The sequence below is a fragment of the Paraburkholderia sp. SIMBA_053 genome, from assembly GCF_046534895.1.
Lineage (GTDB): Bacteria > Pseudomonadota > Gammaproteobacteria > Burkholderiales > Burkholderiaceae > Paraburkholderia > Paraburkholderia caledonica.
Genome location: NZ_JAWRXU010000007.1, coordinates 88,180 through 114,467, shown reverse-complemented (window position 1 = coordinate 114,467; position 26,288 = coordinate 88,180). Strand labels below are relative to the sequence as shown.

Annotated in this window: 20 protein-coding genes; 2 read left to right on the top strand and 18 right to left on the bottom strand. The window is 61.2% G+C overall.

Annotated features, from left to right (window positions below):
* Positions 1 to 140 precede the first annotated feature (140 nt).
* Positions 141 to 4,079: a trifunctional transcriptional regulator/proline dehydrogenase/L-glutamate gamma-semialdehyde dehydrogenase gene (putA, locus tag SB753_RS21575; protein WP_410801724.1), complete on the bottom strand. Its 3,939-nt coding sequence runs from the start codon at positions 4,077 to 4,079 to the stop codon at positions 141 to 143.
* 303 nt (positions 4,080 to 4,382) lie between these two features.
* On the opposite strand from putA, the gene SB753_RS21570 reads away from it, so the two are divergent.
* Positions 4,383 to 4,553, top strand: coding sequence for a hypothetical protein (locus tag SB753_RS21570; protein WP_167455745.1), 171 nt, complete (start codon positions 4,383 to 4,385; stop codon positions 4,551 to 4,553).
* Between the two features lie 386 nt (positions 4,554 to 4,939).
* Here SB753_RS21570 and SB753_RS21565 read toward each other — a convergent pair whose 3' ends face one another.
* Together SB753_RS21565 and hemE are read right to left on the bottom strand one after the other, a co-directional pair.
* Positions 4,940 to 7,186: a primosomal protein N' gene (locus SB753_RS21565; protein ID WP_410801722.1), complete on the bottom strand. Its 2,247-nt coding sequence runs from the start codon at positions 7,184 to 7,186 to the stop codon at positions 4,940 to 4,942.
* Positions 7,187 to 7,662: 476 nt separating this feature from the next.
* On the bottom strand, positions 7,663 to 8,763 hold the full coding sequence (gene hemE / locus SB753_RS21560) for a uroporphyrinogen decarboxylase (RefSeq protein WP_020067431.1): 1,101 nt from the start codon (positions 8,761 to 8,763) through the stop codon (positions 7,663 to 7,665).
* Between the two features lie 217 nt (positions 8,764 to 8,980).
* Here hemE and SB753_RS21555 point away from each other — a divergent pair, with 217 nt between their 5' ends.
* Positions 8,981 to 9,778 carry a transporter substrate-binding domain-containing protein gene (locus tag SB753_RS21555; RefSeq protein ID WP_310355404.1) on the top strand — a complete coding sequence of 266 codons (798 nt, stop codon included), beginning with the start codon at positions 8,981 to 8,983 and terminating at the stop codon, positions 9,776 to 9,778.
* Between the two features lie 892 nt (positions 9,779 to 10,670).
* Here the strand turns inward: SB753_RS21555 and SB753_RS21550 are convergent.
* From SB753_RS21550 to SB753_RS21480, 15 genes are all read right to left on the bottom strand, one after another.
* The gene (locus SB753_RS21550) at positions 10,671 to 12,401 is read right to left on the bottom strand and encodes an AMP-binding protein (RefSeq protein WP_410801720.1); all 1,731 of its coding nucleotides are present in this window, start codon (positions 12,399 to 12,401) and stop codon (positions 10,671 to 10,673) included.
* A 235-nt stretch (positions 12,402 to 12,636) separates the two neighbouring features.
* On the bottom strand, positions 12,637 to 13,062 hold the full coding sequence (locus tag SB753_RS21545) for a F0F1 ATP synthase subunit epsilon (protein WP_020067428.1): 426 nt from the start codon (positions 13,060 to 13,062) through the stop codon (positions 12,637 to 12,639).
* 160 nt (positions 13,063 to 13,222) lie between these two features.
* On the bottom strand, positions 13,223 to 14,617 hold the full coding sequence (gene atpD / locus SB753_RS21540) for a F0F1 ATP synthase subunit beta (RefSeq protein ID WP_020067427.1): 1,395 nt from the start codon (positions 14,615 to 14,617) through the stop codon (positions 13,223 to 13,225).
* A gap of 126 nt (positions 14,618 to 14,743) precedes the next feature.
* Positions 14,744 to 15,628 carry a F0F1 ATP synthase subunit gamma gene (gene atpG / locus SB753_RS21535; protein WP_020067426.1) on the bottom strand — a complete coding sequence of 295 codons (885 nt, stop codon included), beginning with the start codon at positions 15,626 to 15,628 and terminating at the stop codon, positions 14,744 to 14,746.
* Positions 15,629 to 15,767: 139 nt separating this feature from the next.
* Positions 15,768 to 17,309 (bottom strand): F0F1 ATP synthase subunit alpha, encoded by a 1,542-nt coding sequence (gene atpA, locus SB753_RS21530; protein WP_020067425.1) that lies wholly within the window; start codon positions 17,307 to 17,309, stop codon positions 15,768 to 15,770.
* Between the two features lie 56 nt (positions 17,310 to 17,365).
* Positions 17,366 to 17,905: a F0F1 ATP synthase subunit delta gene (locus SB753_RS21525; protein ID WP_020067424.1), complete on the bottom strand. Its 540-nt coding sequence runs from the start codon at positions 17,903 to 17,905 to the stop codon at positions 17,366 to 17,368.
* Positions 17,906 to 17,907: 2 nt separating this feature from the next.
* Positions 17,908 to 18,378, bottom strand: a complete 471-nt coding sequence (locus SB753_RS21520; RefSeq protein ID WP_020067423.1) for a F0F1 ATP synthase subunit B — start codon at positions 18,376 to 18,378, stop codon at positions 17,908 to 17,910.
* A gap of 138 nt (positions 18,379 to 18,516) precedes the next feature.
* On the bottom strand, positions 18,517 to 18,786 hold the full coding sequence (gene atpE, locus SB753_RS21515) for a F0F1 ATP synthase subunit C (RefSeq protein WP_007180033.1): 270 nt from the start codon (positions 18,784 to 18,786) through the stop codon (positions 18,517 to 18,519).
* Between the two features lie 81 nt (positions 18,787 to 18,867).
* Entirely contained in the window at positions 18,868 to 19,719 is an 852-nt protein-coding gene (gene atpB / locus SB753_RS21510) for a F0F1 ATP synthase subunit A (RefSeq protein ID WP_027776916.1), read from the bottom strand.
* Between the two features lie 156 nt (positions 19,720 to 19,875).
* Positions 19,876 to 20,415, bottom strand: a complete 540-nt coding sequence (locus SB753_RS21505) for an ATP synthase subunit I (RefSeq protein ID WP_410801716.1) — start codon at positions 20,413 to 20,415, stop codon at positions 19,876 to 19,878.
* A 539-nt stretch (positions 20,416 to 20,954) separates the two neighbouring features.
* Entirely contained in the window at positions 20,955 to 21,842 is an 888-nt protein-coding gene (locus SB753_RS21500) for a ParB/RepB/Spo0J family partition protein (protein ID WP_410801714.1), read from the bottom strand.
* 18 nt (positions 21,843 to 21,860) lie between these two features.
* Positions 21,861 to 22,652, bottom strand: a complete 792-nt coding sequence (locus SB753_RS21495) for a ParA family protein (RefSeq protein ID WP_020067419.1) — start codon at positions 22,650 to 22,652, stop codon at positions 21,861 to 21,863.
* A gap of 78 nt (positions 22,653 to 22,730) precedes the next feature.
* Complete coding sequence (rsmG, locus tag SB753_RS21490; protein ID WP_410801712.1) at positions 22,731 to 23,414, bottom strand: 16S rRNA (guanine(527)-N(7))-methyltransferase RsmG; 684 nt, start codon at positions 23,412 to 23,414, stop codon at positions 22,731 to 22,733.
* Positions 23,411 to 25,369: a tRNA uridine-5-carboxymethylaminomethyl(34) synthesis enzyme MnmG gene (gene mnmG / locus SB753_RS21485; RefSeq protein ID WP_410801710.1), complete on the bottom strand. Its 1,959-nt coding sequence runs from the start codon at positions 25,367 to 25,369 to the stop codon at positions 23,411 to 23,413. Before mnmG ends, rsmG begins: the two co-directional genes overlap by 4 nt.
* A gap of 162 nt (positions 25,370 to 25,531) precedes the next feature.
* Entirely contained in the window at positions 25,532 to 26,284 is a 753-nt protein-coding gene (locus SB753_RS21480) for an ABC transporter ATP-binding protein (RefSeq protein ID WP_087752415.1), read from the bottom strand.
* Between the last annotated feature and the right edge of the window lie 4 nt (positions 26,285 to 26,288).

The following is a 26,288-nucleotide window of genomic DNA, read 5'->3' as shown; positions in this document are numbered from 1 at the left end:
GCGGCTTTCGGGATCGCCGTTACCGCTTCCGTTCTAATGACCGCCCCCAAATCCTGGCGCATCGCGCCAGGCCCCCCGAGGGGGCGCAAGAAAACTTGGGGCGGCCCGGCGTTTTCTTGCCAGTAATCGATGAGGTTCGCTCAACCGATCGTCATCAAATTCGCATTACCACCGGCGGCTGCCGTATTCACGCTGACCGAGCGCTCCGTCAACAGACGCTCGAGCGCGTAGTCTTCGTCGCCGCTCTCCAGCGCGCGCGACGCGACGCCTTGCACCGACACAATCGGTCCGGGACGCTTCGCGACTTCCTTCACGAGCGTCAGCAATTCGTCGCTGTCGCCTTCGAACAAAACGGCGTCGAACGGCGTCTCCGCGTTCTTGCGCACGCTCGCATAAGACTTCAGCGATGCGGGCAACTGCGTCACCAATTGTTCCCCAGCCGCGCCTTCGAACAACGCTCGATTTCCCGTAGCCAGCACGGCGGCAAACTGCGCGCGCGCACCGCTCGCGGTCGATGCGATACACAACACCGTGCCGCGCGCACCCAGCGTGTAAGTGTTGCGCTCGCCAGTCGGCCCCGACAACACCGCGGTCGCGCCAGCCGGCATATGCGACAGGTAACCGTCGCAACGCGCAGCAAGTTGCGGCTCGCGCTCGGCAATCAGCCAGTCGCGCAACGCCGTCAGCGCGGCGGACGGATTGTCGCCTTTTTCGGCTGCTTGCGGTACATCTACGATCAGCGCCTGCGCGAGCGACTTCGGCAAGCCCGCCGGACGCGTCGCGAGCAGACGCTGCAGATACAACGCGCCGCCGGCCTTCGGCCCAGTACCCGACAAACCCTCGCCGCCGAACGGCTGCACGCCGACCACCGCGCCGATCACGTTGCGATTCACGTAGATGTTGCCGACATGCGCGCGGCTGATCACGTGAGCAATGGTTTCGTCGATGCGCGTATGGATACCGAGCGTCAGGCCATAACCTGTCGTGCGGATCTGCTCGAGCAACGTGTCGAGCTGACTGCGGCGGTAACGCACCACATGCAGCACGGGCCCGAACACTTCGCGCTTCAATTCGTCGATGCTGTCGAGCTCGATCAGCGTCGGCGGCACGAACGTGCCTTGCGCGCAACCCTCCGGCATCGGCAGTTGCTCGACCTTGCGGCCCTTCTCACGCATTGCCGCGATATGCGCGTCGATGCCGCGCTTCGCGTCAACGTCGATCACCGGACCGACGTCGGTCGACAGGCGATCCGGATTGCCCACCGTCAGTTCGCGCATCGCCCCCGTCAGCATTTCGAGCGTGCGGTCCGCAACGTCGTCCTGCAAACAGAGAACGCGCAGCGCCGAACAACGTTGACCGGCCGAGTCGAACGACGACTGCATCACGTCCGCCACGACCTGTTCTGCGAGCGCCGACGAATCGACGATCATCGCGTTCTGACCACCTGTTTCGGCGATCAGCGGAATCGGTTTGCCTTCCGGGTCGAGACGGCCCGACAGCGTCTTGTTGATGAGACGCGCGACTTCGGTCGAACCGGTGAACATGACCGCACGCGTGCGCGGGTCGGCGACGAGCGCGGCACCCACCGTTTCGCCATCGCCCGGCAGCAGTTGCACGGCACCGGCAGGCACGCCGGCTTCGCGCAGAATGCGCACGGCCTGGGCGGCGATCAGCGGCGTTTGCTCAGCCGGCTTCGCGAGCACGGTGTTGCCGGCTGCGAGTGCGGCGGCCACCTGGCCCATGAAAATCGCGAGCGGGAAATTCCACGGGCTGATACACACGACAGGTCCAAGCGGACGATGCGTGTCGTTCGAAAATTCGCTGCGAATCTGAGTCGAGTAGTAGCGCAGGAAGTCGATCGCTTCGCGAATTTCCGACACCGCGTTCGCGAGCGATTTGCCCGCTTCGCGCACCACGAGGCCCATCAGCGTATGCATCTGCGCTTCGAGCAGATCGGCGGCACGCGCGAGGCAATCGGCACGCGCTTCTACGGGAGTTGCTTGCCAGATCGGCGCTGCAGCAACCGCGTGCGCCAATGCGGCGCTCACATGTTCAGCGCTCGCTTCGACCACCGTGCCGACGAGGTCGCGATGGTCCGCCGGATTGCGCACGTCGCGCGCATTGCCCAGAACCATCTGATCGTCGGCTAGCATCGGCGCGGCGCGCCACGGATGATTCGCGCTCGCCAGCAACGCCGACGACAGCGACGCCAGACGATGCTCGTTCGACAGATCGAGACCCATCGAATTGAGACGCTCCGCGCCGTACAGATTGCGCGGCAGCGGAATCTTTGCGTGCGGCGCACCGAGCGGAACGATCTTCGACGCTTCTTCGACCGGATCGGCGATCAGATCCTGGATCGCGACGTTTTCATCGGCGATGCGATTGACGAACGACGTGTTCGCGCCGTTCTCCAGCAGACGTCGCACGAGATACGCGAGCAGCGTTTCGTGCGTGCCGACCGGTGCATACACGCGGCACGGACGGTTCAGCTTGCCTGCGGACAGCGGGCCCGTCACTTCTTCGTAAAGCGGCTCGCCCATGCCGTGCAGGCACTGGAACTCGTACTGACCAGGATAGTAGTTGTTGCCCGCGAGGTGATAGATCGCCGACAGCGTGTGCGCGTTGTGCGTGGCGAATTGCGGGTACACCGCGTCGGGCGCGCCGAGCAGCTTCTTCGCGCATGCGAGATACGACACGTCCGTATAGATCTTGCGCGTGTAGACCGGATAGCCTTCGAGGCCATCCACTTGCGCACGCTTGATTTCGGTGTCCCAGTACGCACCCTTCACGAGGCGCACCATGATGCGGTGACGGCTGCGGCGCGCGAGGTCGACAATGTATTCGATCACGAACGGGCAGCGCTTCTGATAAGCCTGCACCACAAAACCGATACCGTTCCAACCGGCGAGCTCCGGATCGAAGCACAGCGCTTCCAGGAGATCGAGCGAGATTTCGAGGCGGTCGGCTTCTTCGGCGTCGATATTCAGGCCGATGTCGTAACGGCGCGCGAGGATCGCAAGCGAACGCACGCGCGGCAGCAACTCGCTCATCGTGCGCTCCTGCTGCGAGCGCGAGTAACGCGGATGCAGTGCGGAGAGCTTGATCGAGATGCCCGGACCTTCGTAGATGCCGCGGCCGCCAGCCGCCTTGCCGATCGCGTGGATCGCCTGCTCATACGAGGCGTAGTAACGCTGCGCGTCCGCTTCGGTCGTCGCCGCTTCGCCGAGCATGTCGTACGAGTAGCGGAAACCGCGTGCTTCGTATTTGCGGCTGTTCGCCAGCGCTTCCGAAATGTTCTCGCCGGTGACGAACTGCTCGCCCATCAGGCGCATCGCCATGTCCACGCCCTTGCGGATCAGCGGCTCGCCGCCCTTGCCGATCAGCCGCGTAAGCGCCGACGAAAGGTTCGTCTCGCTGTTGGTCGTGACCAGCTTGCCGGTGATCATCAAGCCCCAGGTTGCGGCGTTGACGAACAGCGACGGCGCCTGGCCGACGTGCGATTTCCAGTCGCCCTTGCTGATCTTGTCGCGGATCAGCGCGTCGCGCGTCGCGCGATCGGGAATACGCAACAGGGCTTCGGCGAGGCACATCAGTGCGACACCTTCCTGGCTCGACAGCGAAAATTCGTGGATCAGCCCTTCGACGCCGCCGCCCTTACTCTTGCCGCGCAGCGTTTCGACGAGCTTCGCGGCGAGCGCTTGCACGTCGCCTGCGAGGTTGGCCGGCAAACGCGCCTGACCCAGCAGGAACGGCACGCATTCCGGCTCCGGCCGGCGATATGCCGCGGTGATTGCCGCGCGCAACACCGATTGCGGTTGCACGTTCTGCGCGAAGTCGAGGAACGGGTGCGCCGCACCGTCCTCGTCCGGTTCGACCGACGCGCCGTCAGCCATGTCGGCGGAACCTGCCACGCCCGACAGTTCCGGCGGCAGTTGTCCCTGCTCGATCTTTTCGAGGTACGCGAAAATCGCCTGCTTGATCAGCCAGTGCGGAGTGCGTTCGAGGCGGGTGGCGGCATCTCGCAGCCGGGAACGCAGGAGGTCGTCGACCTTGACGCCAAGGGTGGTGCTAGCCATGTTTCCTTCTTCGGATACCAGACGAAATGCTGGCGAAAGACAAAAGTTGGCCGAATCGTACGCCTCCCAATAAAAAGGTGCAACCGGCATAGCGAAACGGTTGCACCTTGCCGAATCCCTTGCCCGGCGCGGCTTTCCGGCCAGTCTTCGTGAAAGCGCGAAGGCCGGTAAGGATCGGTATTTTCCCTGGCCAGATTTCTTTTCTTCGAGCCCTTATCAAACCGGCAGGCGCGCCGTTATAGAGGACATAGCGGGCGCGGGGTCATGCGCGCACAAAAACGGTACGGGGTGAGGACAAGCGAAATGGAAAAGTGGCTGGTCGTATTGGGCATCTGGGCGATGTGCGCAACCTGCGCTGTGCTGTTTATCCGCGGCGCGACGGGCGGCTCAGACAAACGTGATGCGTCCGAAGGTCGGGGACGTGCGACGTCGGCTGCATCATCCGGTGACGCGCAGGCGGCGTTGAACGACTGAGCGCAGCGGCGGCGCGATTACCTGCGCGGTGTTAACGGATGCCTGGCCTGGCTGGCTTGCCGGGGGCGGGTTGGCGGCGCGTTTGTGAGGTCTGCCGGCCGTTGCTGCCGGGAAGTGAGAAGTGAACACTGTGAGATCCACCATGCTTTGTTCCAGCGACTACAGATCTTCCGCACGCTATCGACAACTCGCGGCACGCGGCGCGCACGTTTCGTCGCGGGCATCGGCAGTGTTGGGTACGCGAACACGCACGCGCGCCGCGACTTCCGCCGCAAGCTATTCGAACACGGTCCGAGCGCGCGCCCGGAGCGCGCGCAGCCGCTGTCGATAGTGAGTGTTTGCTGATCCGAGTCGCGCCGACGCAAACCGGCAGCAGAGACGCCGGCTCAAATATCGAGCGGGTCGACTTCGAGGTTCCAGCGAAGCACGCCCTTCAACCCGCGCAATAACGGCTGCCACGCGCGCAACGTGGCCTGCAGCGCCGCGCGCGACGCACTTTCTATCAGCAACTGCGCGCGGTGGACGTGCATCACCTTGACGATGGTGAGCGGCACTGCGTCGTAGACGGTCACGCGTTCGGCAGCCGCAATGCCCGTCAATTCGGCCGCGGCCTGCTGCAGAAAAGCGAGCGCAGCTTCGAGCGTGCGGCCTTCCGCACGGAGCAACGCCTGGTACACGAACGGCGGCAAATGCGCGTCGCGCCGCTCGGCCAGCGTCGAATTGGCGAAGCCGACGTAATCGTGGCGCCCAAGCGCGTGATAAAGCGCATGGCGCGGATAGCGCGTCTGCACCAGCACCTCACCTGGCAAACCCGCGCGGCCGGCGCGGCCGCTGACTTGCATCAGTTGCGCGAAGAGGCGTTCGCTCGCCCGAAAGTCGTGGGAAAACAGTGCGGTGTCGGCATTCAGCACGCCGACTAGCGACACGCGCTGGAAGTCGTGCCCCTTTGCGATCATCTGCGTGCCGACCAGAATGTCGACTTCGCCCGCATGCACGTCGGAAAAGAGCGCCTGCGCGCTGCCTTTGCGGCGGGTGCTGTCGGCGTCGATGCGCAGTACGCGAGCGCCGGGCACCGCGCTCGCGAGCGTTTCTTCGACGCGCTGGGTGCCGCGACCCATGGGTGCAACGTCGACATTGCCGCACTCGGGACATGAGCGCGGAATTCGCGACTCCCAACCGCAATGGTGACAGCGCAGCGCGCGCTCCGGCTTATGCAAAACGACATACGCGCTGCAACGCGGACAACCGGCGACCCATCCGCAGGCATCGCAAGCAAGCTGTGGCGCGTAGCCACGGCGGTTCAGAAACACGAGACTCTGTTCACCGCGCTCTAGCCGCGTCTTCAGCGCGGCAATCAATGGGCCGGACAATCCTTCCACTGAAGCGCGTCCGCGCCGCCGCTCGTCCTCGAGATCGATCAGGCGCACCGTGGGCAGCACTGCATCGGCGACCGCGCGGCGCGACAAGGTAAGCCGCTTGTAGCGCCCCTGATCCGCCTGCCACCAGCTTTCGAGCGACGGTGTGGCCGATCCCAGCACGACCGGCAGGCCAAGCTGCTTTGCACGATAGATGGCGAGGTCGCGCGCCGAGTAGCGAAGCCCTTCCTGCTGCTTATAAGCCGGATCGTGCTCTTCATCCACGACGATGATGGCGAGCCGGGGCAGCGACGCGAGCACCGCGAGGCGCGTGCCCAACACGATGCGCGCGTGGCCCGCATGCGCCGCGAACCAGTTGCGCGCGCGCTCTCCCTCGGCAAGACCGCTGTGCAACGTGACGATGGCTGTGTCCGCAAGCGCCGCGAAGCGGGCGCGGAAAGCCGCTTCGAACTGCGGTGTCAGGTTGATTTCGGGCACCAGCACCAGCGCTTGCGCGTCTGCATTGGCGGCAAGAATCTCGGCGAGCGCGCGTAGATAGACTTCTGTCTTGCCGCTCCCTGTGACGCCATGCAACAGGAACGGCGCGAAGCCGTGCGCGTCGCGAATCGCTTCGACGGCGGCGGCTTGTTCGTCTGTGAGCGTAGGAAGCGACTGCGGCGGCGCCGGCGTGGCCGCGGCGGCAGGAGGCGCCGTGGCGGCATCGACCACGTCGAGCGCGACCCAGCCCTCGGCTTGCCATGCGGCGAGCGTGGAGATAGCTTTAGGGTGCAGCCCGCGGGCGTCGGCGGCGCTCAAAAACTCGCCGGCGGCAAGCGCCTGCGCCAGGTTTCGCAGCGCAGTCGCGCGCGCGGGCAAAGCGTCGGGCAAGGTCGTGCGGCCTTCCGGCGTGAGCCTGTAGCGCTCTTCCGGCGCGAGCAGCCGTGACCAGCGCGAGGCGTCACGCAGCGCTTGCGGAAGCGCCGGCAACGCCACTTCGCCAAGTCCACGTTGATAGTAATCGGCAGCAAACGAAGCAAGCGCGAGCCATTCAGCCGACAGCGGCGGGCATGCGGTGCAAACGCCGTTCACCGACCTAAGACGATCGGCGGGAACCTCGCTGTGACCAGTCACTTCGCATACGAGGCCTACCACGTCGCGTTTGCCGAACGGCACGCTAACGAGCGTTCCCGGTACGGGCGACTGTGACGAATCGCAGCGGTAATCAAACAGGGTCGGCAGTGGATGGTCCAGTGCGACGCGGACGAACGCTTCACTCATTCGGCTGCGCGGATGCTGGCAAGGGCGAATGGCGTCATTGCGCCGCAGGTGGCAATCGAGATTGCCCCACTCTGGGGCGAGCAACCGAAGTTAAAGTAAAGCTTCAATTTCGCCGCTAAGTTTTGGATTCCGCTGAACAATTGCTCTCGACCCCGGCTGCCTGTGGATAACTTTGTTGAGAACTTCGCTCCGAAAGCCCGGAAACCGCGCCGCAGCGGCGTTCTGTGGGGTTCCGCACACTTCTTCGGGAAGCCGCCAAACCCTTGCCACGTAAGGCCGAGATCAAATAAATGCGCGTTCTGCAAGGGTCAGGACAGGACTAAAGGTTCTACCGCGCCGCAGCGTGATAAATGTGTATAAGTCAAGTCTTGACAACTGCGAGACCGCCATCTGACGGCCCGCACGGTGCGAATTTTTCCTGAGTGGCAGAGCCCAGCGCGCTGCATCGCAACATAAAACAGCAATTATTACAGCGTTTAAGCCGGTGCGTGTGCGCCGCTGCGAATGGCGCGGCTATGACGATGGACTTCGTCGACGAGCTCTGCAACGTTTTCCGGCGGCGTGAATTGCGAGATGCCATGACCCAGGTTGAAGACGTGGCCCGGATGATTTCCGAAGCTGTCCAGCACTGCGCGCGCTTCCATTCGGATTGCCGCTGGCGGCGCGAACAACACCGACGGGTCGATGTTGCCTTGCAAAGCCACCTTTGCGCCTACCTGTTCGCGCGCCTTACGCAGGTTGACGGTCCAGTCGAGACCAACTGCGTCCACGCCAATGTCCGCAATCTCATCGAGCCACAGTCCGCCGCCCTTCGTGAAGGTGATCACGGGCACTTTTTCGCCGTCGTGCTCGCGCTTCAGTTGACTGACGACCTGCTGAATATAGTGCAGGGAAAAGCGCTGATAGGCGCCGTCCGCGAGCGCACCGCCCCACGTGTCGAAAATCATAACGGCTTGTGCGCCCGCTTCGATCTGTGCGTTCAGATAAGCGGCAACCGAATTCGCGTTGATCTCGAGAATGCGATGCATCAGATCTGGACGTGCGTACAGCATGGACTTGACCGTGCGGAAGTCCGCCGAGCCGCCGCCTTCGACCATGTAGCACGCCAGCGTCCACGGGCTGCCCGAGAATCCGATCAGCGGCACGCGTTGACGGCCTTGAGCGTCGGTCAGCGCGGTGCGGATCTCGCGAACCGCGTCGGTTACATAGCGCAACGTGGCGTCGATGTCGGGCACCGCGAGTCGCGCCACATCGTCTTCTGTGCGCACAGGGCGTGCAAACGTCGGGCCCTCGCCCGTGACGAACTCCAGACCCAAGCCCATTGCGTCCGGCACGGTAAGAATGTCGGAGAACAGAATCGCGGCGTCGAGCGGGTAGCGCTCAAGGGGCTGCAACGTGACTTCCGTTGCATACGCGGGGTTTTTGGCCAGCCCGAGGAAGCTGCCAGCGCGAGCCCGAGTGGCGTTGTATTCCGGCAGGTAACGACCCGCCTGCCGCATCAGCCAGACAGGCGTGTAGTCAGTGGGCTGGCGCAGCAGCGCGCGCAGGAAGGTGTCGTTCAGAAGTTTATGGGCCACGTTGCGTGCGACTAGGAGCAAAGGGGCATTTTACCGGACAGCGCGCACCCCATCCTGCTTGATGCGGCCAATAACTGTGATTTGCGAACGGTTTGAAGCCCATTTTCCCGGTCGGCGGGAAGCGACGCAACCTGGTCAAACGGCCAATGTTCAAGCGGAACTCTCCTGGCTATTATCCAGCGGCCTGACCATAACAAAGCACAATTAAGGAGACTCAATGAATAAGGCAGCAGTCGCATTGCTCGGCGTCCTGACGGGCGCTCTCATTTACACCGGCGCGGCGCAGGCGCAAGCATCGGCCACCACCGCGACACCTTCCCGGCTCGATGAAATCCCCGCCCGTGGCATCTTGCGCGCATGCACGACGGGCGACTACAAACCGCACTCGTTCTATAGGGCAGACGGTCAGTTCGAGGGGATCGACATCGATATGACCGAATCGCTGGCCAAGTCGCTCGGCGTCAAGGCGGAATTCGTCAAGACTTCGTGGTCGAACCTGATGAACGACTTCGTGGCCAAATGCGACATCGGCGTGGGCGGCGTTTCGCCGACGCTGGAGCGGCAAAAGCGAGCCTTCTTCACCCAGGCGTTTATGGTGGACGGCAAGACGCCGATTGTCCGATGCGACGACGTCGACAAATACCAGACCGTCGCACAGATCGACCAGCCGGGAACGCGTGTAATCGTCAATCCGGGCGGCACGAACGAACGTTTCGCAAAGCAGTTCCTGTCGCACGCCTCGATGACTGTTTATCCGGACAACGTGACGATCTTCAAGGAGATCCTCGCTGGCAAGGCCGACGTGATGGTGACCGACGCGTCCGAAACCCTGCTGCAGCAAAAGCTGAATCCCGGCCTGTGCGCCGTGCATCCACAGAAGCCGTTCCAGTATGGGGAGAAAGCGTGGCTGCTGCCTCGCGGCGATGTGGCGTTTCAACAGTACGTTGATCAGTGGCTGCATTTCGCGCGGGCGACGGGTGAATATCAAGCCGTGCTGGACAAGTGGCTGAAGTGAGCCATGCTGCTCGGCCGCGTTCTTTCTCGGGTGATTGCGGAAGGTCGGCGGCCGCGCCGCTATATAGGGACGGTTTGCCGGTCGCATCATGTAACGGCAGCAGGGAAAAGCCTGGCTAGAGGTAAACAAAGGTGACCGGCGGGTCAATTCGTGAACCGTCCCTTACATTTTTGAAGGTGGCGGGGCGTTTATTGCGCCGCACTCAACTGCGCCGGCCACTGAGCGCGATATTTTCGGTACCGGGAACCAGTTGTAACAACAACGGTTTATTGTCAGAAAGATGAAGACGCAACTATTTCATGCGGAATCGACTTAACGCTTTATGCGGCGCTATGCTTCGCGAATATCATTAAACGGTCGTATTAAATTGCCGTGCAGTCATCGGTATATATTACTTTTTTAGCCCTTGAATTCCGCAATAAATCCCTCAGCGCCTTATCTGGCGGGCGTTACAACCTGAAACACTTTGTTACGGCGCTCCTTTGTTAATTCGCCCACAATGCCCTCAACGGTTTCAACACGGATGTGGCTGCGTGCATGGTGTGAGCGGATACGATGCACTTGCCGGTCGGCGTATGCCGAAGCCCTGTAAAGGGGCATCCCTGCTGGGACCGTAGTCGACGCCGGGTCGTCGTCTCAGTCGGTTCCTACATTGGTCTCCTCGCGCTAACCCCGTAGCGTGTGGTTTTTAGCGGGCTCCAGGCCCGCTTTTTTTTCGTCTAGCCAAACGTTTGCGCAGTGCAAGATGGCATGTTTTACATGCTTTTAGGCGCAACTTGCTGTTTGGCGGCGTATGCGGCGGTTGGCGTCGGCAGCACCTCGCTGCGCGGGCCCGCTCCCAAGCAGGTCAGGTCACCGCGTATCGCGCACTCATGGCTTTGGCCGGGGCACGTCAGGCCGTCTTCCCTTCCTGCAACTTCAGTTCGCTGATCATGCGCTCACGCATGACGAACTTCTGCACTTTGCCTGTTACCGTCATTGGCAGTTCGTCGACGAACCGGATGTACTTCGGCACCTTGTAGTGCGCTATCTGGCCATTGCAGAACTGCTGGATCTCTTCAGCTGTGGCCTGTTCACCTGGACGTAGGACAACCCAAGCGCACACCTCTTCGCCGTATCGGCTGTCTGGCACGCCGAAAACCTGCACGCTCTGGATCTTCGGGTGGCGGAAAAGAAACTCCTCGATCTCGCGCGGATAGATGTTCTCGCCGCCACGAATCAGCATGTCCTTGAGGCGACCGACAATGTTGCAATAACCCTCGGCGTCGAGGGTAGCGAGGTCGCCGGTGTGCATCCAGCCGTCCACGATACTTTCACGCGTTTTCGCCTCGTCGTCCCAATAGCCTTGCATCACCGAATATCCGCGCGTGCATAGCTCACCGGTCTCGCCCACCGGCACGATGTTGCCTACCGGATCGACTATCTTTACTTCGAGATGCGGCTGAATGCGGCCGACGGTGGTCGTGCGCTTGTCGAGCGGGTCGGTGGTCGAACTCTGGAACGAGACCGGGCTAGTCTCTGTCATCCCGTACGCAATCGTGATTTCGTTGAGATGCATCCTCGACACGACTTTTTTCATCGTCTCGATCGGGCACGGCGAACCCGCCATGATGCCAGTGCGCAGGCGTGAGAGGTCGAAGGAGGCAAAGTCCGGGTGATCCAGTTCAGCTATAAACATGGTCGGCACGCCATGCAGCGCCGTGCACTGCTCTTGCGCGGCGGCCGCGAGTGTCGCGGCGGGGTCGAAGGCCTCGCCCGGAAACACCATGTTCGCGCCCACCGAGACGCACGCGAGAACCGCGAGGACCATGCCAAAACAGTGATATAGCGGGACGGGAATGCACAGCGCGTCCTGCTCGCTCAGGTTCATGGCCATCGCGATATAGCGCGCGTTGTTGACCACGTTGCTATGCGTGAGCGTCGCCCCTTTTGGATTGCCCGTCGTACCGCTGGTGAACTGAATGTTGATTGCCTCGTGGCACGAGAGCGTCGCGCCGATCTCGTCGAGCTTCGCGACGTCGAGCGTGGCGCGCCCCTGCTCGATCACGTCCGAGAACGTGAGCATTCCGGGCGTTTCCGTGTCGCACATGCGAATCACGTAGCGCAGATCAGGCAGTCGTGCCGCGTGAAGGTCGCCGGGCGCGTGTGTAGCAAGCTCGGGCGCGAGTTGCTGCAGCATTTCGAGGTACATCGACGTCTTGAAGCGCTCCGCCGCGACAATCGCCTTGCAGCCCACCTTGTTCAGCGCGTACTCCAACTCCGCAAGGCGGTAAGCCGGGTTGATGTTGACCAGCACCGCACCGATGCGCGCGGTTGCGAACTGCGTCAGCAGCCACTCAACCCGGTTCGGCGACCAGATGCCGACGCGGTCGCCCTTCACGATGCCGAGCGCCAGGAAGCCGGCGGCCAATATGTCGACTTCTTCGGCGAACTCCTTCCAGGTCCACCGGATTTGCTGCTCACGAAAAACCACCGCAGGCCGGTCGGGAAAGCGCTCGGCGGTGCTGCGCAAAAACTCGCCGATTGTCGCTTCGCTCAACGGAATCTCTGTCGATCCGCGGACATACGAGAGTCCGTCTTTCGGTTCAATGATTGCGCCTTCGCCTGACACTTGCGTCGCCATGGTGCTGTCTCCGTGAGCAAATCGCCCTATTGAAATGAATTTGAAACCGATTGTGCCACCGGCGGTTGCTTGCGCGGCATCAAGTCTTACCCGCAGCGGCCCGGCGTATTGGATGGCTGTCCATTCTTTGCGGTGGTCTGGACGGCCTCACAATCTCACTTACCTTTCCGTAAACGTCAAGTGAAGGATAAAAAAAGGCAGCCACGCGGGCTGCCTTTTCTCTGATACGTGTTGCTTAGCTCTGACCGCGCAGTTTACGCAGACGCTGGATCGCAGCAAGCTGAGCCGTCGCGTACGCCAGTTCCGCTTGGGCGGTCGCGTATTCGAGGTTCGAGCCCGTGTTCTGCAGCGCTTCTTCCGCACGTTTGCGCGCGTCTTCGGCCTTGGCTTCGTCGAGATCCTTGCCGCGAATCGCCGTGTCGGCGAGAACCGTCACTGCACCCGGCTGAATTTCGAGGATGCCGCCGGCGACGAACACAAACTCTTCTTCGCCGTTTTCAGCTTCGATGCGCACTGCACCCGGACGGATCCGGGTGATGAGCGGCGTGTGGCCCGGCAGAATGCCGAGTTCACCTGCTTCGCCCGGCAGCGCGACGAACTTCGCCTGGCCCGAGAAGATCTGCTCTTCCGCGCTGACGACGTCTACTTTAATGGTTGCCATAAATGTCGACTCCTGTGGCGACCAGGGTTAGCGCTTTAGCGCTCGCTCTGGCCCCGTGCAAGGCTGGGTTAAGCGTAGTGAGAGGCGCCGGCTTTGCGGACGACTCCCGTGCGGAAGTCATCGCGCGCGAGGCCGGCGCCCGCTTCGTTACACCCGACCTTTACTGGATCTTCTTGGCCTTTTCGAAGGCTTCGTCGATCGTGCCGACCATGTAGAAGGCTTGTTCCGGCAGGTGGTCGCACTCGCCTTCAACGATCATCTTGAAGCCGCGGATCGTTTCCTTCAGCGGAACGTACTTGCCCGGCGAACCCGTGAACACTTCAGCAACGTGGAACGGCTGCGACAGGAAACGCTGGATCTTACGAGCGCGCGCCACGGCGAGCTTGTCTTCCGGTGCGAGTTCGTCCATGCCCAGAATCGCGATAATGTCGCGCAGTTCCTTGTAGCGCTGCAGCGTTTGCTGCACGCCGCGCGTGATCGAATAGTGCTCTTCGCCGATCACGTTCGGGTCGATCTGACGCGAGGTCGAATCGAGCGGGTCCACTGCCGGGTAGATACCCAGCGAAGCGATGTCACGCGACAACACGACGGTAGCGTCCAGGTGGCCGAAAGTCGTAGCCGGAGACGGGTCGGTCAAGTCATCCGCAGGGACGTACACGGCCTGAACCGACGTGATCGAGCCGGTCTTGGTCGACGTAATGCGCTCTTGCAGCTTGCCCATTTCTTCAGCCAGCGTCGGCTGATAGCCCACAGCCGACGGCATACGGCCGAGCAGTGCCGACACTTCGGTACCGGCCAGCGTGAAACGGTAGATGTTGTCGACGAAAAACAGCACGTCGAGGCCTTCGTCACGGAAATGCTCAGCCATCGTCAGGCCGGTCAGCGCGACGCGCAGACGGTTGCCCGGCGGCTCGTTCATCTGGCCGTACACCAGCGCGACCTTGTCCAGAACGTTCGAGTCCTTCATTTCGTGATAGAAGTCGTTCCCTTCGCGGGTACGCTCGCCAACACCGGCGAACACGGAGTAACCACCGTGTTCCTTAGCGATGTTGTTGATCAGTTCCATCATGTTCACGGTCTTGCCGACGCCGGCGCCACCGAACAGACCCACCTTACCGCCCTTGGCAAACGGGCAGATCAGGTCGATAACCTTGATGCCGGTTTCGAGCAGTTCGGTCGACGGCGACAGTTCGTCGAACGCCGGAGCCTTCTGGTGAATGCCGCGAACCACGTCCGAGTTGATCGGACCGGCTTCGTCGATCGGACGACCGAGAACGTCCATGATGCGGCCGAGCGTCGGCTTGCCGACCGGCACGCTGATCGGATTGCCAGTGTTCTTGACGACCGTGCCACGACGCAGACCGTCCGATGCACCCAGACAGATGGTACGGACAACGCCGTCGCCCAGCTGTTGCTGGACTTCGAGGGTCAGTTCCGAACCTTCCAGAATGAGCGCGTCGTAAATCTTCGGCATGTCCGAACGCGGGAATTCCACGTCGATCACCGCGCCGATGCACTGTACGATCTTGCCTTCTACCAAAGCAGTAGTACTCATCGCTTTTCCTTTAGATACTCAATTCTTCACTCGCGCAAAGGCGCTGTTTCGATGGAATCGCCCAGACCGGTTGCCTGGATGGTGCGCCTCACGGGCGCACGCAAGGCGACACGCTGACCATGAAGGTCAGACGGCCGCCGCGCCACCGACGATTTCCGACAGTTCTTTCGTGATCGCGGCCTGACGGCTCTTGTTATACACAAGCTGCAGTTCGTTGATGACCGTCTTCGCATTGTCCGAAGCGGCCTTCATTGCGACCATACGGGCCGACTGCTCCGACGCCATGTTTTCCGCGACGGCCTGATAGACCAGCGCCTCGACATAACGCACCAGCAGTTCGTCCACCACTGCCTGTGCATCCGGCTCGTAGATGTAGTCCCACTGGGTGGTCGGCGTCGCGCTCTGCTCGTCCTTGCGCTCGAACTGATCTGCCGCCAGCGGCAGCAGTTGCTCGATCACCGGCTCCTGCTTCATCGTGTTGACGAAGCGCGTGTATGCGAGATACACCGCCGAAACCTTGCCTTCCGAGTACAGGTCGAGCTGAACTTTCACCGCGCCGATCAGCTTTTCCAGATGCGGCGTATCGCCCAGATGCACGACATTCGATACCACCTTGGCGCGCAAGCGGTTCAGGAAACCCAAGCCCTTGGTGCCGATCGCAGTTGCTTCGATCGTCTTGCCCTGGCCTTCCAGTTCCTTGAACTTCTGCAGCGCTGCACGCAGCACGTTGGTATTCATGCCCCCGCACAGACCTTTGTCGGTCGTGACGAGGATGATGCCCGCCGTCTTCGCGCCTTCGTTCGACACCATGAACGGGTGACGATACTCGGGGTTCGCACGGCTCATGTGCGCAGCGATATCGCGGACCTTGTCGGCATACGGGCGAGCAGCGCGCATGCGCTCCTGAGCGCGGCGCATCTTCGATGCGGCCACCATCTCCATCGCTTTCGTGATCTTGCGCGTGTTTTGCACGCTCTTGATCTTGCCGCGAATTTCCTTCATTCCAGCCATTGCTTGCTCCTTGTCGGCCCGAGTTAGTGCTTCAACGCTTACCCGGGTCCCATGCAAAGCGATCGAAGCAGCGCGGGAGCATTCGCATGCGGCCCGCGCCGCTTCAAGGTCCGTTTATGCCTTGCGGATCACTCGCAGATCAATAAGCGCCGGACTTCTTGAAGTCTTTGACGGCCGTGTGCAGCAGGCCTTCGTCGTCCTTCGAGAGTTCCTTGTTGTCTTCGACGCGCTTGACCAGGTCAGCGTGGCTCGACTTCAGATATTCGCGCAGGCCCTTTTCGAACGGCAGAACTTGCGACACTTCCAGATCGTCGAGGTAGCCGTTGTTCGCGGCGAACAGCGAGATAGCGAGTTCCCACACTTGCAGCGGCTGGTATTGCGGCTGCTTCAGCAGTTCCGTCACGCGGCGGCCGCGCTCCAGCTGCTTGCGGGTTGCTTCGTCGAGGTCCGATGCGAACTGCGCGAACGCTGCCAGTTCACGATACTGCGCGAGGTCGGTACGAATACCGCCCGACAGCTTCTTCACGACCTTGGTTTGAGCCGCACCACCGACGCGCGACACCGACACACCAGCGTTAATTGCCGGGCGGATACCTGCGTTGAAGAGGTCGGTTTCAAGGAAGATCTGACCGTCGGTAATCGAGATCACGTTCGTCGGAACGAATGCGGTCACGTCGCCGGCTTGCGTTTCAATGACCGGCAGTGCCGTCAGCGAACCGCTCTTACCCTTGACTTCGCCATTGGTGAACTTCTCGACGTACTCTTCCGAGACACGAGCAGCACGTTCCAACAGACGCGAGTGCAGATAGAACACGTCGCCCGGATATGCTTCACGGCCCGGCGGACGGCGCAGCAGCAGCGAGATCTGACGGTATGCCCAAGCCTGCTTGGTCAAGTCGTCATAAACGATCAGCGCGTCTTGACCGCGGTCACGGAAATATTCGCCCATCGTGCAGCCGGCGTACGGTGCCAGGTACTGCATGGCAGCCGATTCCGACGCCGAAGCGGCGACGACGATCGTGTATTCCAGCGCGCCGGTTTCTTCCAGCTTGCGGACCACGTTCATGATCGACGAAGCCTTCTGGCCGATCGCGACGTAGATACAGAAGAGGTTCTTGCCCTTCTGGTTGATGATCGCGTCGACTGCGACTGCGGTCTTGCCGCACTGGCGGTCGCCGATGATCAGCTCGCGCTGGCCGCGGCCAACCGGCACCATTGCGTCGATCGACTTCAGACCGGTTTGGACCGGTTCCGAAACCGACTTACGCCAGATCACGCCCGGAGCGATCTTTTCGATCGCGTCAGTCTTCTTCGCGTTGATCGGGCCCTTGCCGTCGATCGGGTTACCCAGTGCATCGACCACGCGGCCGAGCAGTTCCGGGCCAACCGGCACTTCCAGAATGCGGCCCGTCGTCTTGACGATGTCGCCTTCCGAAATGTGCTCGTACTCACCCAGAATCACGGCGCCGACCGAGTCGCGCTCGAGGTTCAGCGCGAGACCGAAGGTGTTGCCCGGGAATTCGAGCATTTCGCCCTGCATCACTTCCGACAGGCCGTGAATACGCACGATACCGTCGGTCACGGAGATCACGGTGCCCTGGTTGCGAACGTCTGCGCTCGCTTCAAGGCCTTGGATCCGGCTCTTGATCAGCTCGCTGATCTCAGAGGGATTGAGTTGCATTATTCGCTCCTGATAGTCAATTCTGTTGCGTGCCAGCCGCTTCAGCGCGAGGCGCTTCAGGCCGTCAGAGCCGTTTGCATGCTGGCAAGCCGCGCGCGGACCGAGGTATCGAGCACTTCGTCGCCGACCGTCACGCGCACGCCGCCGATCAACGACGGGTCGATCTCGACCGTCGGCTTCAGCTTGCGTTTGAACTTGCGTTCGAGACTTGCGACGAGGTCGTTCAACTGCGCGCCCTCGAGCGGGAATGCGCTGACGATCAGCACATCGGCCGCCCCTTCGCGGGCGTTCTTCAACTCTTCGAACTGCACGGCGATTTCCGGCATCAATTGCAGGCGATGGTTGTCCACCAGCATTTGCACCAGATTCTTCGCTTGCGCGTTGTCCTTGAGCGGCGACTTGACCGCAGCCAGCAGCAGTTCGCTGACCTGGGCGCGGCTTACTTTCGGGCTCGAGGCGATCGACAGCACTTCGGGCAGACGCGCAACCTGTGCCAGCTCCTGCACGAGCGTGGACCAGGCGGCGATGTCACCAGCTTCGGCCACGCCAAACAGCGCTTCTGCGTACGGACGGGCGATGGTTGCAAGTTCGGCCATGATCAGAGCTCGGCTTTCAGTTGATTCAGCAGGTCAGCATGCGCTGCCTGGTCGACTTCGCGCTTCAGGATCTGTTCAGCGCCCTTCACTGCGAGCGCGGCGACTTCACCACGCAGCGTTTCGCGCGCCTTAACGACTTGCTGCTCAGCGTCGGCCTTCGCTTGCGCGATGATGCGAGCGGCTTCAGCCTGTGCTTGAGCCTTGATTTCGTCAGCGACTGCCACGGCGCGTTTTTCGGCGTCAGCGATACGCTGCTGACCGTCGTTGCGTGCCTGAGCAAGTTCCTGGTCGACGCGCTTGTGAGCGGCTGCCAGTTCTGCCTTGCCCTTTTCTGCAGCCGACAAACCGTCGGCGATCTTCTTCGCGCGCTCGTCGAGGGCGTTGATCAGCGGCGGCCACACGAACTTCATCGTGAACCACGCGAGGATCAGGAACACGACCATTTGCGCAAACAGGGTTGCGTTGAGATTCACGGTGTTTCCTTAAACGTTGCTAGTTCGGAAAGTGAAACGGCAAGGCGCTCATCGATTCTGTGTTCGATCAGCGCCTAAGTGCCCGTTCCGCCCTGCGCCTTTACCAGTTATAGCTCAGGCGCAAACTTCCGAGGAACCTCAGCCTGCCAGCTTCGACAGCAGCGGGTTCGCGAACGCAAACAGCATTGCCACACCAACGCCAATCAGGAACGCCGCATCGATCAGACCAGCCAGCAGGAACATCTTGGTTTGCAGCGGGTTCATCAGTTCCGGCTGACGAGCACATGCTTCGATGTACTTGCCACCCATCAGGCCGATACCGATACAGGCGCCGATTGCACCCAGGCCGATGATGATGCCGATACCGATGGCGGTCAGACCCTGGATGTTGGCGATGAAAGCTTGCATGATCACTCCTTTGTGAAAAGTCTTTTAGAACTGGTTGGAACTGGGATTTGAAAAACTACGATTCTTTAACGACTGCGCGGTTTAGTGCGTGTCGTGTGCCTGGCCGATGTACACCAGCGTCAGCATCATGAAAATGAACGCCTGCAGCAGAACGATCAGGATGTGGAAGATTGCCCACACGCTGCCGGCGATCACGTGGCCGATGAAGCCAAGCACCGTCGTGTCCGCGCCGAAGCTCCAGATGCTGCCGAGCAGGGCAATCAGCAGGAACAACAGTTCGCCCGCGTACATGTTGCCGAACAGCCGCATGCCGAGCGAGACCGTCTTCGCGACGAACTCGATGATGTTCAGTGCAAGGTTCGGGATCCACAGCAGCGGATGCGCGCCGAACGGAGCGGACAGCAGTTCATGCACGAAGCCGCCGGCGCCCTTGATCTTGAAGTTGTAGTAAATCATCAGCGCGAACACACCGAGGGCGATGCCGAGTGTGCCGTTCAGGTCGGCAGTCGGAACGATGCGGTGGTGCGGGATGACTTCGGACAGACCAAGCCAGCCGATGACGTGGCCCGGCAGGTCGACAGGAATAAAGTCGAGCGCGTTCATCAGCGCGACCCAGACGAACACCGTCAGTGCCAGCGGCGCGATGAAAGTACGCGTGCCGTGGATCATCGACTTCGATTGATCCTCGACCATCTCGACCAGCATTTCGATTGCGCATTGGAAACGGCCGGGCACGCCGGACGTTGCCTTGCGTGCAGCCATGTGCAGAATGAAGATGGTGGCCAGACCGCAAACGATCGACCAGAAGAGGGTGTCCAGATTCCACACGTGGATGTCGAAAATCGACGTCTGGTGTCCGGTGGAAAAGTTCTGCAAGTGGTGCGCGATGTACTCGGACGGATCCATTGCGCGCGTGCCTTCGCTAGCTGCCATATCGTTAAAGCCACCCAAATTGTCGAAAATCGTCTGAGGCCGCCCCGCCCCAATGCTGTATTGCGGGAACACGCCGGGTGCGGATCCTGTCTTATCCGCACGCTCTCGCCGGCGCCGCGCGCCGGCTTTTGAATCTTGCTGTTACCTGTTGCCTCTTCAGCGCCACGCCAAAGCGATCCAATACGTCTTGAGCGCGATGAGATAAGTCACGAGCAGCGGAACCCAGCGTACGTCGTGATACCAGAAGGCGATGGCTACAAACATCGCGATCGTTGTCCCCATCTTGAGCGCTTCGCCGATCATCCAGCTCATTGCTGTTTCGGCGCCGCTCAGCGTTCTCAGCCGCGCCGCGAACAATGCGGCCGGCACCCAGCATATCGCCCCTCCCAGGAACGCAGACAGCGCAGCAGCGCCCGGCGGCTCATAGAACAGCCACCATACCAGCGTTGCGCCTAGGGACAAGACCATTTGCGCTGCCACGACCCTTAAAGGGGTGACGCGCGATGGACGGTTCACACTGGGACCAAACAGCTTTTCAGCCTCGGCCCGCGTGAGCGGAACGATTTTTTCCTGCTCGGCGTCCCACGGTTCTTCATGCGTGACTTGCTGAGCGGTAGACGCCTCTGAAACGCTGCGTTTTTCGCGGTGCCCGTCTCGCCCATTTTTCGGCGCTTGATTCGACGTTTTGACCGCCATCGCAGTGTTCCGAAGTCTCGTTCCGGTCAGCGAGCTTTCGCTGCGCTTACGGGGTTGCCGTGCAATTAAATCCGGGCGATTGTAAGCGATAGTTGCAGGCAATTCAAGACTTTAGGCCGTTCAATAAACAGTGCGAAACGACTCCTCGCGATGCGGAAAAGGCTCCCGACGAATGGTCAGCCTGTCAACTGTAAGGCGGTCTTGCAAATGTAAAATGTGCGCGTTGATCGAGCCGTTTTTCGGGTCGTCAAGCTGACTCGCAACTGTTGCAACAGCCGTGTCGAAAACGCAACAGAGCACAATGAGTTTGCCAAGCCGGCGCGGCGCGTCGCCTCCTCTGCAGACTGTTCGTCACAGCCTTCCAGGCGCGTATTGCAGAACCAAAATTAGTTAGGATTCCCTGATATTTGGTCCCAACTCCACGGTCCAAAACCGGTGTCCGGCCGAGCCCACGGGCTCAACGCCCGGGAGTGCAATTGAGCGGCGCGCCACCATCTTTTTCGGCGCCGCTCACCGAAGGATCTCCGGTCGTCAGACGCTCAAGCCGTGGCGTTTCCGCGCAACCGCACAAGAATACCCTCGAGCGCGTCCAGATCGCCGAAATCGACCAGCACCTGCCCGCGACCGCGTCGGCCAAGCTTGATTTTGACGGTTGCGGCCAGCAGATCGGACAGTTCTTCTTCCAGCCGTCTCGTGTCGCGGCCGCCGTCCGGATTGGCGCGCGCCTTGACCGCCGGAGCCGCCTTCGTGGTCGCAGTCACCAGTTTCTCGGTTTCGCGCACGGACATCCGCTTGTTGACGACTTGATTCGCCAGCGTGATCTGCGTCGCTGCGTCGACCGCCAGCAACGCGCGCGCATGCCCCATGTCGAGGTCGCCAGCAAGTAACATGGTTTGAACCGGTGTCGCGAGGTTGAGCAGGCGCAGCAGGTTCGACACGGCACTACGCGAGCGGCCGACCGACTCGGCGGCCTGCTCGTGCGTAAAGTTGAATTCGTCGAGCAAACGCTGAATGCCTTGTGCCTCTTCTAGCGGATTCAGGTCTTCGCGCTGGATGTTCTCGATCAACGCCATCGCGGCGGCGGCCTGATCAGGCACGTCCTTCACGAGTACCGGGACTTCTTCCAGACCAGCAAGTCGAGCCGCGCGGAAACGCCGCTCTCCCGCGATGATCTCGTATTTGTCCGCCGACACCGGCCGAACGAGGATCGGTTGCATCAAGCCTTGTGCACGTATGCTGGCGGCCAACTCCTGCAACGCACCTTCGTCCATCCGCGTGCGCGGCTGATATTTGCCCGCCTGCATTTTGCTGAGCGGCAACACATTCGGCGCGCCGTCAATCACCACCGCCTCGGTGATGTCGGTGCTGCCGCCGAGCAACGCTTCCAGGCCGCGGCCCAATCCCTTCTTTCTTGCTACTGCATTCATCGTGCTTCCTCGATCCACTTAGGATGCTTGGGGCGCGTCATTCAGTGCGCGCACCCGCTCAATCATTTCCGCGCCGAACTGCACGTAGGCTTGCGCGCCGCGCGACGCCCTGTCGAACACCACGCCCGGCAGCCCATAGCTGGGTGCCTCGGCGAGGCGCACGTTGCGCGGAATCACCGCGTCGAACACCTTGTCGCCAAAGTGCTCCTTCAATTGATCGGAGACCTGCTGCTGCAGCGTGATCCGCGGGTCGAACATGACACGCAACAAGCCGATCACTTTGAGGTCGCGATTCAGATTCGCATGCACCTGCTTGATGGTGTTGACCAGATCGGACAGCCCTTCGAGCGCAAAGTACTCGCACTGCATGGGAATCACGACGCCATGCGCAGCGCAGAGGCCATTGAGCGTCAGCAGCGATAATGCGGGCGGACAGTCGATCAACACGAAGTCGTATTCGCTTTCCACTGTCGCAAGCGCGACCTTCAACTGTCGCTCGCGGTTCTGCACGCTGACCAACTCGACTTCCGCTCCCGCAAGTTCGCGGTTGGCAGGCAGTACGTCATAGCCGACGGCTTCGGGACGCATCCGGGCATCAGCCACCGAGACCCCGTCAACCAGCACTTCATAGACGGTGTTGGCGCACGCTGCCTTGTCGATGCCGCTGCCCATTGTGGCGTTGCCCTGCGGGTCCAGGTCGATCAGAAGGACTCGCTGTCCCTGCGCTGCCAGGCTGGCCGCCAGATTGACTGCCGTCGTCGTCTTACCGACTCCGCCTTTCTGGTTCGCAACGCAGAAAATTTTTGCCATCGTTGGAGTGTCCCTTTGCTGCTTGAAGAAGTGGTTACGTCGTCTATTTGGAATGGCGTCGTGCGCGAGTGAGGGCGGCTAGGCGCCTTCATCCACAAGAACCGTGACGAGGTGGCGCTCGGCATCGAGAAACGGCACGTCGAGGCGGACAATCTGTTCCACGTGGGCGCCCGCAGGTAACCGCTCGATTTCGTCATCGGGACGCACACCCTTCATCGCGAGAATGGCGCCCTGCTCTGCCACCAGATGACGGGCCAGTGTAACGAAATCGGCGAGCTCTGCGAATGCTCTGGACACGATTACGTCGAACTTTGCCGACACTTCGGCGCCCGGCCGCAGCGTTTCTACACGCCCGGTCACGACCGAGAGGTTCGTCAGACCAAGTTCAGCCTTCGCCTGCGCCTGGAAGGCCGTTTTCTTGTGAACGATGTCGTTCACGGTCACGCCCCAATCAGGACGGACGATCGCCAAGACGATGCCGGGCAAACCGCCGCCCGAGCCGACGTCCAGCACCGTCCCCGGGTTGCGCTGCACGAGGTGCGGCACGATCGAAAGGGAGTCGAGTATGTGTTGAATCAACATCTGCCGGGGATCGCGAATGGCCGTCAGGTTGTAGACGGCATTCCACTTCGCCAATAGCGCCACGTAGTCCAGCAGCTTGCTCAGTTGCGCATCGCTTAACTGGAGTCCGAGTTCGCCTACGCCATCGGTGAGAAGTTGGTACAGCGCTTCCCGGTCGCCCCCCCTCCTCTTCACCGTCATTGCACCACCGGCTTGTTATCCGGGTCCGGCGCGGCCGTCTTTGCGGGACGACGACCCAAGCCACGCTTGAGATGAACCATCAGCAGAGAGATGGCCGCAGGAGTGATCCCCGAGATGCGCGACGCCTGACCGATGGTTTCGGGACGGAATTGCATCAGTTTCTGCCGGGCCTCGAACGACAGACCCCTCACTTGGGCATAGTCCAAACCTTCCGGGAGACGCGTGCTCTCGTGCGCCTCGTTCCTCTCTATTTCGTCCGCCTGCCGGTCGATGTAGCCCTGATACTTGATACCGATCTCGATCTGTTCCTTGATCTGAGCCAGCAGTACGTCATCGTCGGCCAGTATTTCCGGTGCAGCGCATGCGCCGTTTCGCAATGCCGATACGCCGTCGTAAGTTACGCCGGGTCTGCGCAGCAAGTCCGCGAGGCTATATTCGTGGTCGATTGGCTTGCCAAGCAAGGCCGTCGCTTCATCCGCCGACAGCGTCTTTGGATTCACCCAAGTCGTGCGGAGGCGCTCTGTTTCACGTGAAACAGCGTCGCGCTTGCGGCTGAATGCATCCCAACGCACATCGTCAACGACGCCAAGCTCGCGGCCAATCTCCGTCAACCGCATATCGGCGTTGTCTTCCCGGAGACTCAGCCTGTACTCGGCCCGGCTCGTGAACATGCGGTAAGGCTCTGAGACACCACGAGTCACGAGATCGTCAACCAGCACGCCCAAATAGGCCTGATCCCGACGCGGACACCATGCTTCCTTGCCCTGAACGAACAGGCCAGCGTTGATGCCGGCCAAGAGGCCTTGCGCCGCCGCCTCTTCATAGCCGGTTGTGCCGTTGATCTGCCCCGCAAAGAACAGGCCGTTGATCACTTTGGTTTCCAGCGACGCCTTAAGCCCCCGCGGATCGAAGTAGTCATATTCAATCGCATAGCCGGGACGGAGGATGTGCGCGTGCTCCAAGCCGCGCATCGACTGTACAAGCTCCAGTTGCACATCGAACGGCAGGCTCGTCGAGATCCCGTTCGGATAGAACTCGTTCGTGGTCAGCCCTTCCGGTTCCAGAAAGATCTGGTGCGATTCTTTTGACGCGAAGCGGTGAATTTTGTCCTCGATGGAAGGGCAATACCGTGGCCCTACCCCTTCGATCACGCCCGTGTACATGGGCGAGCGATCCAGCCCGCCCCGGATAATGTCGTGCGTGCGCTCGTTGGTATGCGTGACCCAGCACGGCATCTGGCGCGGATGCTGTTCAGCGCGGCCGAGAAACGAGAAGACCGGCACTGGGTCGAGATCGCCAGGCTGTTCCTCGAGTTGCGAAAAGTCGATGGTCCGACCGTCAATTCGCGGCGGCGTACCGGTCTTCAGGCGCCCTTGCGGCAGTTTCAATTCCTTTAGACGCGCCGACAACGACACAGCCGCAGGATCGCCAGCACGACCGCCGGTGTAGTTGTTCAGTCCTACGTGGATCTTTCCGTCGAGGAAAGTCCCCGCCGTCAGCACAACGGCCCGCGAGCGAAAGCGGATTCCCACTTGCGTAACCGCGCCGACCACGCGGTCGCCCTCAACCATCAGATCGTCCACGGCTTGCTGAAAGAGCCACAAATTCGGCTGGTTTTCGAGCCGGTGACGGATCGCTTGCTTGTAGAGCAGCCGGTCGGCTTGCGCGCGAGTCGCGCGCACAGCCGGGCCCTTGGAGGAATTAAGGATGCGGAACTGGATGCCGCCCTCGTCCGTGGCCGCGGCCATAGCACCGCCGAGCGCGTCGACTTCCTTGACCAGATGACCCTTGCCAATGCCGCCGATAGACGGATTGCAGCTCATCTGACCGAGCGTTTCGATGTTGTGAGTCAGCAGGAGCGTCTTATTGCCCATGCGCGCCGAGGCCAAAGCGGCCTCGGTGCCGGCATGGCCGCCGCCGACGACGATTACGTCAAATTCTGTGGGAAAAAGCATCGCGGATCTCACGCCAGATCGTCGCGTGAGCCTTCAAAGGAAAAAAGTATGGGCGAATTATAACGGGTTCGGTTTCGGCCCGAATTAGGCCGAATCGCCAGACAATAAAAAAGCGGCGTGTTTCACGTGAAACACGCCGCTAGAAACTGCACATGCGTTTGACTAGGCTGCCTTTTTGGCTAGCCCCAGATAGGTTTCGATCACTCGAGGATTCTGTGCCAAGTCAGATGCCGCCCCCTCCAGCGCTAGCTCGCCGGTCTCTAGAACGTAACCGTAGTCCGAAATCTGCAGAGCAGCGCGAGCGTTCTGTTCGATCAGAAGCGTCGCCACCCCGGTCTGACGCAGAGCGCTGATGATGTGGAAAATTTCTTTCACGATCAGCGGCGCGAGCCCCAAGCTAGGCTCGTCCAGCATCAGCAGATCCGGCTTGCCCATCAAAGCGCGCCCGACCGCGAGCATCTGCCGCTCGCCACCGGACAACGTTCCGGCTGCCTGCTTGCGGCGTTCCTTCAGACGCGGAAACAGCTGGAACACCGGCTCCATCTGGTCAAGAAAGTTGCGCTCACCCGCTCGCTTGCGCCGATAGGCGCCGAGAACCAAGTTGTCCTCGACACTCATCGACGCGAAAAGCTCGCGCTTCTCAGGCACCAGGCACATGCCGCGAGCCACGCGCTTTTCCACCGGCACCGCACTGACGTCCTCGCCCTGATACACGACCGCGCCCTTGGCATGACCAGTGGTCGGCAAAGCGCCCATGATGGCGTTCAGCAGCGTGGACTTGCCCGCCCCGTTCGGACCGATTACCGACACAATTTGCCCGGCTCGCACCTTGATGGCAGCGCCGTGGAGCGCCTCGACCTTGCCGTATCGGACGGACAACCCGTTCACGTCGAGAATGGGTGCAGCTACATTCATGAGG

Coding starts and splice junctions, on each gene's coding strand:
- SB753_RS21500 (WP_410801714.1), bottom strand. CDS start 21,842: ATGAATGCAGTAGCAAGAAAGAAGGGATTGGGCCGCGGCCTGGAAGCG.
- SB753_RS21545 (WP_020067428.1), bottom strand. CDS start 13,062: ATGGCAACCATTAAAGTAGACGTCGTCAGCGCGGAAGAGCAGATCTTC.
- SB753_RS21555 (WP_310355404.1), top strand. CDS start 8,981: ATGAATAAGGCAGCAGTCGCATTGCTCGGCGTCCTGACGGGCGCTCTC.
- mnmG (WP_410801710.1), bottom strand. CDS start 25,369: ATGCTTTTTCCCACAGAATTTGACGTAATCGTCGTCGGCGGCGGCCAT.
- SB753_RS21565 (WP_410801722.1), bottom strand. CDS start 7,186: ATGAGTGAAGCGTTCGTCCGCGTCGCACTGGACCATCCACTGCCGACC.
- SB753_RS21505 (WP_410801716.1), bottom strand. CDS start 20,415: ATGGCGGTCAAAACGTCGAATCAAGCGCCGAAAAATGGGCGAGACGGG.
- atpA (WP_020067425.1), bottom strand. CDS start 17,309: ATGCAACTCAATCCCTCTGAGATCAGCGAGCTGATCAAGAGCCGGATC.
- atpB (WP_027776916.1), bottom strand. CDS start 19,719: ATGGCAGCTAGCGAAGGCACGCGCGCAATGGATCCGTCCGAGTACATC.
- atpD (WP_020067427.1), bottom strand. CDS start 14,617: ATGAGTACTACTGCTTTGGTAGAAGGCAAGATCGTACAGTGCATCGGC.
- putA (WP_410801724.1), bottom strand. CDS start 4,079: ATGGCTAGCACCACCCTTGGCGTCAAGGTCGACGACCTCCTGCGTTCC.
- rsmG (WP_410801712.1), bottom strand. CDS start 23,414: ATGACGGTGAAGAGGAGGGGGGGCGACCGGGAAGCGCTGTACCAACTT.
- SB753_RS21480 (WP_087752415.1), bottom strand. CDS start 26,284: ATGAATGTAGCTGCACCCATTCTCGACGTGAACGGGTTGTCCGTCCGA.
- atpE (WP_007180033.1), bottom strand. CDS start 18,786: ATGCAAGCTTTCATCGCCAACATCCAGGGTCTGACCGCCATCGGTATC.
- SB753_RS21550 (WP_410801720.1), bottom strand. CDS start 12,401: ATGGCGACGCAAGTGTCAGGCGAAGGCGCAATCATTGAACCGAAAGAC.
- SB753_RS21525 (WP_020067424.1), bottom strand. CDS start 17,905: ATGGCCGAACTTGCAACCATCGCCCGTCCGTACGCAGAAGCGCTGTTT.
- atpG (WP_020067426.1), bottom strand. CDS start 15,628: ATGGCTGGAATGAAGGAAATTCGCGGCAAGATCAAGAGCGTGCAAAAC.
- SB753_RS21570 (WP_167455745.1), top strand. CDS start 4,383: ATGGAAAAGTGGCTGGTCGTATTGGGCATCTGGGCGATGTGCGCAACC.
- SB753_RS21495 (WP_020067419.1), bottom strand. CDS start 22,652: ATGGCAAAAATTTTCTGCGTTGCGAACCAGAAAGGCGGAGTCGGTAAG.